At 64.9% G+C, this 13272-nt stretch carries 14 protein-coding genes; 5 read left to right on the top strand and 9 right to left on the bottom strand.

Going from position 1 to position 13272, the window contains the following annotated elements; all coding sequences use genetic code 11:
- The coding region (locus tag ACU0AG_RS13730) for an OmpA family protein (RefSeq protein ID WP_482782844.1) at positions 1-325 on the top strand (325 nt) is incomplete at its 5' end.
- A 300-nt stretch (positions 326-625) separates the two neighbouring features.
- On the opposite strand, the gene ACU0AG_RS13735 is transcribed toward ACU0AG_RS13730, so the two are convergent.
- From ACU0AG_RS13735 to ACU0AG_RS13765, 7 genes are all read right to left on the bottom strand, one after another.
- On the bottom strand, positions 626-2182 hold the full coding sequence (locus tag ACU0AG_RS13735; protein ID WP_482782845.1) for a spinster family MFS transporter: 1557 nt from the start codon (positions 2180-2182) through the stop codon (positions 626-628).
- 50 nt (positions 2183-2232) lie between these two features.
- The gene (queC, locus tag ACU0AG_RS13740; protein WP_482782846.1) at positions 2233-2931 is read right to left on the bottom strand and encodes a 7-cyano-7-deazaguanine synthase QueC; all 699 of its coding nucleotides are present in this window, start codon (positions 2929-2931) and stop codon (positions 2233-2235) included.
- Positions 2932-2975: 44 nt separating this feature from the next.
- Entirely contained in the window at positions 2976-3407 is a 432-nt protein-coding gene (locus ACU0AG_RS13745; protein WP_482782847.1) for a DUF3617 domain-containing protein, read from the bottom strand.
- Positions 3408-3480: 73 nt separating this feature from the next.
- Entirely contained in the window at positions 3481-4371 is an 891-nt protein-coding gene (gene hslO / locus ACU0AG_RS13750) for an Hsp33 family molecular chaperone HslO (protein ID WP_482782848.1), read from the bottom strand.
- 61 nt (positions 4372-4432) lie between these two features.
- Positions 4433-5386 carry an ornithine carbamoyltransferase gene (argF, locus tag ACU0AG_RS13755; protein WP_482782849.1) on the bottom strand — a complete coding sequence of 318 codons (954 nt, stop codon included), beginning with the start codon at positions 5384-5386 and terminating at the stop codon, positions 4433-4435.
- Positions 5383-6582 carry an acetylornithine transaminase gene (locus ACU0AG_RS13760; protein WP_482782850.1) on the bottom strand — a complete coding sequence of 400 codons (1200 nt, stop codon included), beginning with the start codon at positions 6580-6582 and terminating at the stop codon, positions 5383-5385. Before ACU0AG_RS13760 ends, argF begins: the two co-directional genes overlap by 4 nt.
- Before the next feature lie 133 nt (positions 6583-6715).
- Positions 6716-7474, bottom strand: a complete 759-nt coding sequence (locus ACU0AG_RS13765; RefSeq protein ID WP_482782851.1) for a cold-shock protein — start codon at positions 7472-7474, stop codon at positions 6716-6718.
- Between the two features lie 281 nt (positions 7475-7755).
- On the opposite strand from ACU0AG_RS13765, the gene ACU0AG_RS13770 reads away from it, so the two are divergent.
- The 4 genes from ACU0AG_RS13770 to ACU0AG_RS13785 are packed head-to-tail and all read left to right on the top strand — an operon-like array spanning position 7756 to position 11173.
- Positions 7756-8187, top strand: a complete 432-nt coding sequence (locus ACU0AG_RS13770) for a protein tyrosine phosphatase family protein (RefSeq protein ID WP_482782852.1) — start codon at positions 7756-7758, stop codon at positions 8185-8187.
- Positions 8188-8196: 9 nt separating this feature from the next.
- The gene (locus ACU0AG_RS13775) at positions 8197-8604 is read left to right on the top strand and encodes a hypothetical protein (RefSeq protein ID WP_482782853.1); all 408 of its coding nucleotides are present in this window, start codon (positions 8197-8199) and stop codon (positions 8602-8604) included.
- Positions 8597-9559, top strand: coding sequence for a sterol desaturase family protein (locus ACU0AG_RS13780; protein WP_482782854.1), 963 nt, complete (start codon positions 8597-8599; stop codon positions 9557-9559). Before ACU0AG_RS13775 ends, ACU0AG_RS13780 begins: the two co-directional genes overlap by 8 nt.
- Positions 9560-9583: 24 nt before the next feature.
- The gene (locus tag ACU0AG_RS13785) at positions 9584-11173 is read left to right on the top strand and encodes a GMC family oxidoreductase (protein WP_482782855.1); all 1590 of its coding nucleotides are present in this window, start codon (positions 9584-9586) and stop codon (positions 11171-11173) included.
- A gap of 267 nt (positions 11174-11440) precedes the next feature.
- Here the strand turns inward: ACU0AG_RS13785 and ACU0AG_RS13790 are convergent, their stop codons facing one another.
- A complete protein-coding gene (locus ACU0AG_RS13790; protein ID WP_482782856.1) occupies positions 11441-12805 on the bottom strand; it encodes an ammonium transporter in 1365 nt (454 codons plus the stop codon).
- 13 nt (positions 12806-12818) lie between these two features.
- Positions 12819-13157: a P-II family nitrogen regulator gene (locus ACU0AG_RS13795; protein WP_482782857.1), complete on the bottom strand. Its 339-nt coding sequence runs from the start codon at positions 13155-13157 to the stop codon at positions 12819-12821.
- Between the last annotated feature and the right edge of the window lie 115 nt (positions 13158-13272).

The following is a 13272-nucleotide window of genomic DNA, read 5'->3' on the forward strand; positions in this document are numbered from 1 at the left end:
CTTCGACTTCGATAAGTCGGACATCACCTCGGAAGCAGCGACGATCCTCAACAACGCCGTCACCGCCTATGCCAACTGCGGCACGGCAAGCGTGATGCTGGCTGGTCACACCGACCGTGCCGGTAGCGTGAAGTACAACGTCGCTCTCGCAGAGCGTCGCAATGCTTCGGTTCGCAGCTACCTCACCGGCCGCGGCATCCCGGGTGCCCGCATCACCGGCGAAGCCTTCGGCGAATCGCAGCCGCGCGTCCCGACCGCGGACGGCGTGCGCGAAGCGCAGAACCGTCGCGTGGAAGTGACCTACGGTCCGGGTTCGGGCATGTAAGTCAACCCGCCAAGGGTATCGAAGGGGGGCCGGAGCAATCCGGCCCCTTTTTTGTTGGGCATGCGGCAGCGAAACAATGGGACGCCGGTAGGCGTAGCAGTAAAACCACGGTGCGATTGCATGATATGGCACGCACCCAGCGGCATGCCAGTGGCAAGAACCGGCAAAGGTCCCCAAAAGGTCTGTTCGGTGAACCCGGCGCGGCCAAACCGCTGTGCAGTTGAGCCGCGTCGGGCGGGTAGAAATCCCGATTACGCCTCGCTGGCTTACACGGTCCTCAGAGACCGCCTTCGCGCGCTGCTATTCCCCAGCGGCCGCGCGGGCGCGTTCTTCGATCGTGGCTTCCGCCTGCGGCAGGGCCCGATAGGCCCAGATCAGCAGCGCAAGCGAGATCGGAGCCACACCGATCAATGAAAGCACCCCGGTCCGCATGCTGCCGCTCAACTCGGATATCTGGCCGACCATGTACGGCCCGAGGCCGAGCCCCACCAGCGTCGTCGCCAGAAAGAACGATGCGGTTGCCGTCCCGCGCATCCGCGGCAAGACCAGATCCTGCGTGGTAGCCGCTGCTGCACCGAGAGCAGTGGCCGCGAACATTCCGGCAAGGAAGTTCATCGCGTAAAAGACCAGCGCATTTTCAGTCGTGAACCCGATCCAGATCGGGACCACCGGCGCCAGAATGCCGAACATGATCACCAGAATGCGCCCCGAGGGATTGCGCGAGCGAAGCCAGTCGGACAATCGCCCACCGAGAATAACCCCGAGGAAGCCGGAAACGGCGCCGCTCCCCCCAAGCACAAAGGCCAGTTCAGCTTTCGGCAGTTTCAGCACAGTTTCTGCATAGGGTGCCGACCAGAACGCCAGCGCATAGGCTCCAAGCGAGACAAGACCGTAGCCCAGTGCCGTGCAGATGAACGCCGGTGTGCCCCAGATCAGGCTGAATGTGGCAGGATCATGCCGACGCAAGGTGGCCGCCCAGGAAAAGACGGCATAATAACCGAAGGCGATCGCCGACCACTGCGGAATGTTGCCCGTCAGCTTGATCATCACCAGCGCGAAGCCGGTCATCCCTGCAGCCATCAGGACATTGATGAACAGCGCCATGGGTCCACGCAGCATGGCATGGATGAAGGTGAGCGGCGGCAACAGCATCGAAAGATCGATGAAAAAGTCGATCAGGGGGTGGCGCTCTTCAGGATTGCCCGCAGCCGGTCGCGCCGGTTCGCGCAGCGAGGCGACCCAAACGGCAAGCAGAACTCCGGGCAGACCCACCGCCATGAAGGCGGCCTGCCATCCGACCAGCCCTCCAATGCCTCCGCCCGGATAGGTTGCATCCCAGACCTGCGAAATCTTGGCGCCGATCAGCAGCGAGACCCCGCCGCCGATGTAAAGGCCGGACGAATAGATCGCCAGCGCCGTGCCGCGCTGGCGCGAAGGGAAATAATCGGAAATCAGCGAATAGGCGGTGGGGCTGGCCGTCGCCTCACCCACGCCCACGCCCATGCGGGCGAGCGACAAGGTCAGGTAATTGCGCGCGAGCCCCGACAGCGCGGTCATCGTCGACCACAGCACCAGCCCGATCGTCAGCAGCCGCACACGGTGCCAGCGATCCGCCAGCCGCCCAAGCGGCACCCCGAACAGCGCATAGAACACCGCAAAGGCGGCACCGCCCAGAAAGCCCAGCTGCCCATCGGTCAGCGCAAGATCACGCTTGATATCGACCGCCAGGATCGAGAGGATCTGCCGGTCGATGAAGTTGAGGATGTACACGACCACCAGCACGCCCAGCACATACCAGCTGTATGCCGATGCAGGACGCTCGCTACGATCCTGCGCCGCAGTCACTTCGTCACTCAATGATGATCCCCTATCCCGGATACCCGATCACGCAATGGCCCGATGGCCACTCAGGCTTTGTAGGCAGTGCTATCGACAATACCCGCTTCGGCAAAACCCTTTTTCCGCAAGCGACAGGAATCGCACAACCCGCAGGCCATGCCGTCGGGCGCGGGATCGTAGCATGACCAGCTCCATGCCGGATCGAGACCGAGCCGCGCGCACTCGCTCGCAATATCGGCCTTGGTCATGTGCTGCAAAGGCGCATGGATCGTGAAGGGCGCGCCCTCGACACCCGCCTTGGTACCAAGCCTTGCTGTTTCAGCGAAGCTGGCAATGAATTCCGGCCGGCAATCGGGATAGCCCGAATAATCCAGCGCATTCACCCCGATGAAGACATCGCGCGCGCCCGCAGCTTCCGCACAGGCGGTGGTCAGCGCAAGGAACACCAGATTGCGCGCCGGGACATAGGTGACCGGAATATCCTCCCCCACCCCGCCCTTGGGCACGTCGATCGCGTCGGTGAGCGCGGAACCGCCAAACGCTCGCAGGTCGAGCGCGATGCGGGTATGCCGTGCAAGCCCGAGTTGCCGGGCAATCCGGTCCGCCGATTCCAGTTCGAGCCGGTGACGCTGGCCATAATCGACTGTCAGCGCGTGAACCGCAAAGCCGCGTTCCTGCGCAAGCGCGGCGGTGACCATGGAATCCAGACCACCGGACAGCAGCACGACAGCTGTCGGCAAAACGGAATGATGTTCAGTCTTGGGCATCGCGCGGCCCTATCACGGGCGCTGGCAAAGGCAATCCGGCGCCCTCAGCACGATCCGGTGCGACGCGCCTCGGCCACCAGTTGGAACGGCATGCCTTCATGGATGCCCTGGCTTTCGAGCTGCACGAGCGAAGGCGTTTCGCGGCGGATGCTGGTGCGGCCATAGCCGTTGCCCGGGCAGGTATACTGCACGGTGACGCGCGCGGCGCCATCCTCCACCACAAATTGGTTGCACCCGCTGTCGCGATGCTGGAGCTGGATCAGCTCGGCCCCGGTCTTCACGCAAATCTTGCGATCCGGCGCGCCGCCGCGCTGCTTGATCGTCCATTCGCCCTTGGCGAGCGTCCCGAGCATGGCAAGCCCGTTGCCCTGCGCCTGCCCCGGCACTGATGACCACAGCACTGCCCCTACGGCCAGGCCGCCAAGCGCAAGTGCGCGTGCGAAGCTGTTCGAAGCGAAGTTCATGGTTCTCATCATGCCTGCTTTTGGCCTGTCCGAATTGCATATTTTCGCACTTCTGCGCGGTTCGCCGGAATTTTTCGACGAACCGTCAGATAGCGAGTGCAAATGTACGTGAGCAGAACGCGCAATCGACGGCGATGATGCCATCCTCGCCGCGCATCTCCTGCTGCTCCTCGGGCGGGAAGCGGGCGATGATCGTTTCGTAATGCGCCGCGCTGCAACGGCACCCGCGTGATAATGCCGCGCCCGCCTGAACCCGCACCTCGTCCTCCTCGTGAAAGAGACGCCAGGCGATGGCTTCGAGAGAGAGTGCGGGATCGAGCAGTTCATCGTGGCTGATCGAGCCGGTCATCACCGCGACATGCTCCCAATCGGGATGATCGAGCCGCGCATGCAGCCGCTCGCGCCCTTCCTCGCCATCGGCAAGGTGCTGGACAAGGATGCCGCCCGCTGCCTTGCCGCCGGCACCTGCGCGGCTGGCGACGCGGATCAGCGTCGGGATCTGTTCCGACTGGCTGAAATAGCTTTCGCAGGCTTCGGCAAGGCTCGCGCCCTCCAGCGGCACAATCCCCTGATAGCGCTGGTTGCCTTCAGTCTCGAAGGTGATCGCCAGATAGCCTTCGCCGAACAGCGCTTCGAGCGAGGGATTGGCACCCAGGGTGCCAAGCCGCTCCCCGTCGAAATCGACATAGCCGCGCACCGCACCGGCGCGGTAATCGCACACCAGCAGCTTCACGATGCCGCCCTGGGTCTGCGCCTGGATCGTCAGCTGCGCGGTATCGCCCTTGAGCAAGCCGCCCATCAGCGCGCCCAGCACCAGCGCTTCGCCAAGCAGGTGGGTAATCGGGGCAGGATAGTCATGCGCCGACAGCACGGCATCAAGCACGCCGTCCATCCGCACCATCCGGCCGCGGGCATTGCGTCCCGGCAGGGTGAAGCCCATCAGCTTGTCGGAAAAAGTCTCGGTCATTTCGGTCATGGGCGCGCATATGGGGACGGAGGGCACCCGGGCCAAGCCCTCGTGCCGCGATCCCGCCGTTCTAGTGGCCGCCGAGCAACCCGAAACTCCACAACAACACCGACTTCTGCGCATGGATGCGGTTTTCCGCTTCGTCGAAGACGACCGATTGCGGGCCTTCGAACACCTCCTCGCTGACTTCGTCGCCGACATGGGCGGGCAGGCAGTGGAGGAAGATGGCATCCGGCTTGGCTTCTGCCATCAGCGCCGCGTTGACCTGATAGGGTGCCATCGCCGCCTTTTTCTCTGCTGCGTCGGCCTGCCCCATCGAAATCCACGTATCGGTAACGAGCACGTCCGCGCCGCGTGCGGCGGCGGCTGCGTCCTGCGTCAGGGTGACAGTGGCACCGCCCGCCCGCGCCATTTCAACGAAAGCCGGATCGGGTTCATACCCCGCCGGCACCGCCACGCGCACGTTGAACTTGAATAGCCCTGCCGCCTCGAGGATCGAGTGCAGCACGTTGTTGCCATCCCCGAACCAGGCGACCTCCAGCCCCGGAAGCGCCTTGCCGTGTTCGATCACGGTCAGCAGATCGGCGACGATCTGGCAGGGATGCGACTGGTCGGTCAGTCCGTTGATCACCGGCACCGTGGCATGGCGGGCCATTTCCTCGATCTTGGCGTGATCATCGGTGCGCAGCATGATGCCATCGACCATCCGGCTGAGCACCCGTGCGGTATCGGCGATGGTTTCCCCCCGCCCCAGCTGGCTCGACGCCGAATCGAGGATCAGCACCGATCCGCCCAGCTGCCGCATTGCGATGTCGAAGCTGACGCGGGTGCGGGTCGAGTTCTTCTCGAACACCAGCGCCAGCACGCGGCCCGCCAGCGGCGCATCGGCATCGACCGCACCCTTGGGCTTGCCGGCACGCGCCGCCTTGCGATCGATCGCATCATTGATCATTGCCGCGATATCATTCGCGCCGGCATCTCCCAGATCGAGGAAATGCCGCAGCCGGGTGCCCGCGCCGGTCATGCTGCCTCGGGCACCTTGAAGCTGGCAGCGCCGGCCGACAGCTTGTCGAAGAACTCGTCGATCTCGGCATCGCCAATCACCAGCGGCGGGATGATGCGGATGGTGTTATCCCCTGCCGCAACGGTCAGCAGCTGGTGATGATCGCGCAGGTGGACGTAGAAGGGGCGGCTTTCCATTGTCATCTTGAGGCCCAGCATCAGGCCCTTGCCCCGCACCAGCTCGAACAGATCGGGATAGTTGCCGATGAACTGTTCCAGCCGCGCGCGCAGCCGCTCGCCCTTTTCGGCGACCGAATTGAGGAACGCCTCGTTCGCCACGGCCTCCATCACCGCCGTCCCTGCCGCCATCGCCAACGGGTTGCCGCCATAGGTTGATCCATGGGTGCCGAAGGTCATGCCGCGCGCGGCCTTTTCGGTGGCGATGCAGGCGCCCAGCGGGAAGCCGCCGCCGATGCCCTTGGCGGTCGCCATGATGTCGGGCTCGATCCCGTAATGCTCATAGGCGTAGAGCTTGCCGGTGCGCGCCACGCCGCACTGCACTTCGTCAAGGATCAGCATCAGATCATGCTCGTCGGCGAGCTTGCGCAGCCCCTGCATGAATTCGACCGACGCGGGACGGATGCCGCCTTCGCCCTGGATCGGTTCCACCATGAAGCCCGCGGTATGCGGCCCGATCAGCGCCCTGGCCGCTTCCAGATCGTCAAACGGCGCATATTTGAACCCTTCGAGCAGCGGCGAAAAGCCGTGGTGCATCTTGGTCTGGTTCGATGCCGAGATGGTCGCCATCGTGCGCCCGTGGAAGGCGTTGTGGAAGGTGATGATCTCGAACCGGCTGGCATCCCCCGCCTCGCCGGCGTTCTGGTGATAGGCGCGGGCGGTCTTGATCGCCGCCTCGCAGGCTTCCGCGCCGGAATTGGTGAAGAACACCGTGTCGCCGAAGGTCGTATCGACCAACATCTGCGCGAGGCGTTCTCCCTGCGGGCTGCCGTAAAGGTTCGAGACATGCATCAGGGTCGCGGCCTGCTGCTGGATCGCGCCGATCAGGCCTTCGTGCGAGTGGCCGAGCAGATTGACCGCAATGCCGCTGGCGAAATCGAGATAGCGCGTGCCGTTCTCGTCGATCAGATGGCAGTGCTCGCCGCGCACCGGCCGCACGCCGCAACGCGGATAGACGGGCATCAGCGGGGTAATCGACATGGGCATTTTCCTGAGTTGAGTGGTGTTGGGGACTGGAAACGCAAATGGCGGCCCTGAACCAGAGCCGCCATCTGCATTCCGTTTAATCTTCCGGCTCCCCCCGGTCAAACCGCGGGGAGCGGTCCGGGCTGGGTCAGCCTTCGATCGGTGCCAGATTGACGGCGGAATACTTTCCGCGTCGATCGACTTCGAGATCGAACTGGTAACGCTCGCCTTCGTTGAGGGCCGACAGCCCCGAACGCTCGACCGCGCTGATGTGCACGAAGGCATCGGGCTGACCATCATCGCGCACGAGGAAGCCGAAGCCCTTCATCGCGTTGAAGAACTTGACCGTGCCCGACACGCGCTCACCCGTCAGCTCGCGCTGGGGAGCGGCGGGCTTGGCCGCCACCGCGATCACATCACCCACGACCTGCAGATCCTGCGCCGACACCTTGCCGCCGCGATCCACGAGGTTGTACTGCAGCTCCTGCCCTTCGGCGAGACCTTCAAGCCCGGCACGCTCGACCGCACTGATGTGCACGAACACATCTTCGCCGCCGCCATCCTGCTGGATGAAGCCGAAACCCTTCTGGCTGTTGAAGAACTTTACCGTGCCCTTGCCGGTGCCGACGATCTGGGCGGGCATGCGCGGGGCGCCGCCACCGAAGCCACCGCCGCCGCCACGCGGACCGCCGCCGAAGCCGCCACCACGCGGAGCGCCACCGCCGCCACCGCCGCCGAAGCGATCACCGCCACCACCGAACCGGTCACCGCCACCGCCAAAGCGGTCGCCGCCGAAATCGCGCGGAGGCGAGTAACCATCGTTGCCGCCACCAAACGGATCGAAGCCATCTTCGCCAAACCCGTCACGCTTGTCGCGACCGCGCCGGCGTCCCCTATCGTAACCCATATATCAGAACGTACCTTGCCACACTGCCCGCCCTCCGATGCGCCGGTGGCGTGGACAGTGAGCCGCACCGGACACAGACGCGCCGAATGATTGGACCGGTGCGCACGTGTGCGAGGATATAGCGCACAAAGAGTTTCTTTGCGAACGATTTTACCGGCAGGCGCGGGGCCGCTCGCAAGCCATGCTGCGGCAGGTGCGAAAATGCCCGCAGGAATGCTTGTGCGCAAGGCGGCGGTTGGGCATGACAGGCGCGGGCACAGCACGAGGGAGCATCAGCGGCCATGGGCGAATTCCGCAAGCTGACAGAAAATATATCGGTAAGTCAGCAACTTGAAATTGAAGACGTGGCTGCCGCCGCCGCGCAGGGCGTGGCGCTGATCGTCAACAACCGGCCCGACGGGGAAGATCCCGGTGCGCCGCAAGGCGACGACATCGCGGCAGCCGCAGCGGCAGCCGGTCTCAACTATGTGGCCATTCCGATCGGCCATTCCGGCTTCAGCGAACCGCAGGTCGATGCGATGATCGCGGCGATGGAGCAGGCCGAGGGGCCGATTCTCGCCTATTGCCGGTCGGGCACCCGGTCGACCTTGCTGTGGGCGCTGGCGAGCGCGAAGCAGGGCATGACGCCCGAGACCATTGCCCGCACCGCCGCGCAGGCCGGTTACGATATCAGCCCGATTCGCCCCATGATCGACATGCTCAGCCAGCGCTGAGAGACCCCGGTGGAATTGCTGGTCCAGACGGCCGGATCGCTGGTCGCCATCCTCGCGCTGGCGGGCATTGCCTGGTGGATGAAGCTGGGCGGCGAGCCGCGCCTTGACAGCCCGGAGGCAGTCGCACGCGTTGCGGGCGAGGTGGAGGACGGCTTTACCCCCGTCACCATCGCCTGCGACACCGAAGGCGCGAGCGCGCTCGCCCGCGATGCAGCCGGCCGGATCATGGTCATCAAGCGGCACGGCAACCGCTTTGCCGGGCGCGTGCTCGGCCCCGGCGCGGCAGCGAGGGTCGCAGGAGGGCAGATCGAGGTCGCTCCGGGCGAGGCACGCTTCGGCACCGTCTTCCTGACCATCCCCGATGGCAAGGCTTGGGCTGACGCGATCAATGCGATAAACACACCGCAGCATGCCTGATTTCAACCCCACCCAATTCGCCGTGCCGCTGTTCGTGGCGCTGGTGCTGGCCGAGATGATCTGGGCGAAACTCCGCGCGCCGGAGGCCTACGAGCCCAAGGACACTCTCGTCAGCCTCGCCTTCGGGCTTGGCTCGACCGTGGCGGGCGCGTTGCTGGGCGGTTTTGCCGTCGCGGTGTTCATCGAGGCCTACGAATACCGGATCTTCGATTTCGGTCCCGAATGGTGGGCCGTGTGGTGGGCGTGGCCGCTGTGCTTCGTTCTCGACGATTGCAAATATTACTGGGTCCACCGCGCCGGACACCGCATCCGCTGGATGTGGGCGGCGCATGTGAACCACCATTCGAGCCAGCACTACAACCTCTCCACCGCGCTGCGGCAGACATGGACCGGCCCGCTGACCTTCGGCTTCCTGTTCGCGGTGCCGCTGGTGCTGCTCGGCTTCCATCCCGCGATGATCGCGATCTGCGGCGGGTTCAACCTGATCTACCAGTTCTGGATCCACACCGAGGCGATCAAGCGGATGCCCGCATGGTTCGAGGCGGTGATGAACACTCCCAGCCACCACCGCGTGCACCACGCCACCAATCCGCGCTATCTCGACCGCAATTACGCTGGCGTCTTCATCGTCTGGGACCGGATGTTCGGCACCTTCGAACCCGAGGTGGATGACGAGCCGATCCGTTACGGCATCGTCAAGCAACTCGGCAGCTTCAACCTCTTGTGGGCGGTGTTCCACGAATGGATCGGGATGCTGGCTGACATCTGGCGCGCTCCCTGGAAGCACAAGCTGTCCTACCTCCTGCGCGAACCCGGCTGGAGCCACGATGGCAGCCGCGAGACCAGCGACATGATCCGCGAAAGGTGGCGGGCGCGCACCGGACAGGCGACGCTACCTACAACAATGTCAGTGGCTGATCGAAACCCGATTGCAGGCGCGCACGAAGCTGCCTAATCTCGTCCCGTAAAGGGAGAGATCATGGAAAGTTTCGACTACATCGTCATCGGCGGTGGCAGCGCGGGCAGCGCTGTGGCCGGGCGTCTCGCCGTGGACGGCACCCGCCGCGTGTGCCTGCTGGAAGCGGGCGGGCGCAACGACAACGTCTTCATCAAGACGCCGGGCTTCATGCCCTTCATCCCCGAAAAGTCGAACTACCGCTACGAAACCGTGCCGCAGAAGGGCCTCAACGGCCGCACCGGATACCAGCCGCGCGGGCGCGGGCTCGGCGGCTCCTCGGCGATCAATGCGATGGTCTATATCCGCGGGCATCGCTGGGATTACGACAACTGGGCAGCACAGGGCTGCACCGGCTGGGCCTATGGCGACGTGCTGCCCTACTTCAAGCGCGCCGAATCCAATGAACGCGGCGCGGATGATTACCACGGAGCCGGTGGCCCGCTGTTCGTGTCCGACCAGACCGCCGCCAATCCTGCCAGCCATGCCTTCGTCGAGGCCGCAGCCGCGCTCCAGCTGCGCACCAATCCCGATTTCAACGGCGAGCGGCAGGAGGGCTTCGGCCTCTATCAGGTGACCCAGCGCAAGGGCGAACGCTGGTCGGCCGCCCGCGCTTACGTGGAGCCGATCCGCGAACAGGGCAATTTCGCAGTCCGCACCGATACGCTGGTCGAGAAGCTGGTGATCGAGACCGGACGCGTGACGGGCGTGCAGATCCGGCGCGGGGGCACATCCGAAACCCTGCTGGCCCGGCGCGGGGTCGTGCTCAGCGCAGGCGCGTTCAATTCACCCCAGATCCTGATGCTTTCGGGCATCGGCCCGGCCGACCACCTCAAGGCGCACGGGATCGACGTGGTGCTCGACCGGCCTGCCGTGGGCGGCAACCTGCAAGACCATATCGACTATGTCTCCGGCTGGGAGACACAAAGCGATGTGCCGATCGGCAGCACGCTGAAAGGCACGCTGCGGATGGCGGCGGCGGTGATCGAACACCGGCGCAAGCGCACCGGCGTGATGACCACGCCCTATGCCGAAGCGGGCGGTTTCTGGACCGTGATGCCCGATAGCCCTGCGCCGGACGTGCAATGGCACTTCGTCCCCGCCGTGCTGGAAGACCACGGGCGCGAGAAGGTAAAAGGCCACGGCTTCTCGCTCCACGCCTGTGTGCTGCGCCCCGAAAGCCGCGGCACGGTGCGGCTGGGCAGCAACGACGCCGCCGCCGCGCCGGTGATCGATCCCAACTTCCTCGACGACGAACGCGACATGGCGGTGCTGCGCGCCGGGGTGCGCCTGTCCCACCGTATCGCCGAGGCGCCGCCCTTGCAGGCTTTTGGCCCGAAGGATCGCCATCCGGTCGATCTCAATGACGACGCCGCATTGGACGCGCTGATCCGTTCCCGCGCGGATACGGTCTATCACCCCGTCGGCACCTGCCGCATGGGGAGCGATGCCGATGCCGTGGTCGATCCGACGCTCCGCCTCAACGGGCTGGAAGGCCTGTGGGTGGCCGATGCCAGCATCATGCCCAAGCTCGTCAGCGGCAACACCAACGCGCCCAGCATCATGATCGGCGAAAGGTGCGCCGATTTCGTGATGGCGCAGGAGCGGGCCTGAGCCCCAACTAGCCAAAAGCGCTGATCCGGCCCGCCGAAGGACGGGCTGCGAGGCCACGCGGCCGAGCCGCAGGCGCCCCGTAGCGAAGCGAAGGGAACAACGCCGAGGACGCTCGTCCGGAGGGGCGAGCGAAAAGCAAAAAAGGGCCGGAGCGCTTGCGCAGCTCCGGCCATATCAGTTTGTTCGTTCGCAGGAGGAACGTGGTGAGGCGGGAGGAGAGGAGAGGGAGAGAGAGGTCTCCCCCCGCCAAGCTTGGTGGAGAGGGGCTCAGTTGTAAGCCCGCTCCCCGTGTTCGGAGATGTCGAGGCCGTTGACTTCGCTTTCCTCGTCAACGCGCAGCCCCGTGATGGCCTTGGCGATGTACATGGCGATCGCGGTGCCGGCGGCGGAGATCACGATGGTCGCAGCCACGGCGGTAATCTGGGTCACCAGCTGCGCACCCATGGCGAAGTCTTCGCCGCCCGGGCCGCCCAGAGCGGGCGAGAACACGATGCCGGTACCGATCGCGCCGACGATGCCGCCCACGCCGTGGATGCCGAAAGCGTCGAGCGCATCGTCATAGCCCAGCTTCGGCTTCACCTTGGCCACGAAGAAATAGCAGATCACCGAGGCAATCGCGCCGAGCAGGATCGCGCCGAACGGGCCGGAGTTGCCCGCCGCCGGGGTCACGGCCACCAGACCGGCAATCACACCCGAGCAGAAGCCCAGCGCCGAGCCCTTGTGGCCCATGGCCCGCTCGGTCAGCATCCAGAACAGCCCGCCCGCAGCCGTGGCAACCAAGGTGTTGATCATGGCCAGCGCCGCCGAACCATTGGCTTCGAGCGCCGAGCCGGCGTTGAAGCCGAACCAGCCCACCCACAGCAGACCGGTGCCGACCATGGTCAGCGTCAGGCTGTGCGGCATCATCGGCTCGGTCGGGTAACCCTTGCGCTTGCCGAGGATGTAGGCGGCGACCAGCGCCGAGACACCGGCGTTGATGTGCACCACGGTGCCGCCGGCAAAGTCGAGCGCGCCCATCACGAAGAACACGCCGCGCGCTTCCCACACCATGTGGGCGATCGGGAAATAGACGATCGTCAGCCACACGAGGGTAAACACCATCGTGGCAGCGAACTTCATCCGCTCCACCACCGATCCCAGCACCAGCGCGGCAGTGATCGCGGCGAAGGTCATCTGGAAGCTGATGAAGATGTATTCGCTGATCACCTCGTCGGTGAAGGTCGCGGCCGTGGAGTCCGGCGTCACGCCCTGGAGGAAGAACTTGCCCCAGCTGATATATTCGTTGCCTTCCGGGCCGAACGCGAGGCCATAACCCCACATCACCCACACCAGCATCGCCAGCGCGGCAGCCGCGCCGACCTGGGTCATGGTGGACAGCATGTTCTTGGAACGGGTGAGACCGCCATAGAACAGCGCGAGGCCGGGCAGGATCATCAGCAGCACCAGCACAGTGGCGGTCATCATGAAGCCGTTGTTGCCCGGATTGGGAACAGCGGGAGCAGCTTCTGCTGCCACTTCGGCCACTTCGGCCACAACTTCGGCGGCTTCAGCCACCGGAGCGGCGAGCGCGGGCGCGGCGAGCAGCACGGCCCCCGTCATCAGCGCCGCAGCATTGAGGAAAATACGCTTCATTGCATGGGTCCCCTTACAGCGCGGTTTCGCCGGTCTCGCCGGTGCGGATGCGGGTGGCTGACGCGATATCGAGCACGAAGATCTTGCCGTCGCCGATGGCGCCGGTGTTGGCGGTCTGCTGGATCGTCTCGACCACCTGAGCGGCGATATCGTCGCTCGCGGCGATTTCGAGCTTCACCTTGGGCAGCATGTTGGTGGAGTATTCGGCGCCGCGGTAGATTTCGGTCTGGCCCTTCTGGCGACCAAATCCCTTGACCTCGGTCACGGTCATCCCGGCGATGCCGATCCCGCTCAACGCCTCGCGGACGCTGTCGAGCTTGAACGGTTTGATGATGGCGATGATGAACTTCATCTGTGGCCCCTGTTGCACCGGATCGTTCCGGCCAACGGAGTCACAGCAACAAGCGTGCCAGAATCGCAAAAGCGCGCTTTCGCGGGGCAAACAGCCCGTTTCTTCGCACCTGCGG

The organism is Erythrobacter sp. RANMB8 (assembly GCF_056848235.1).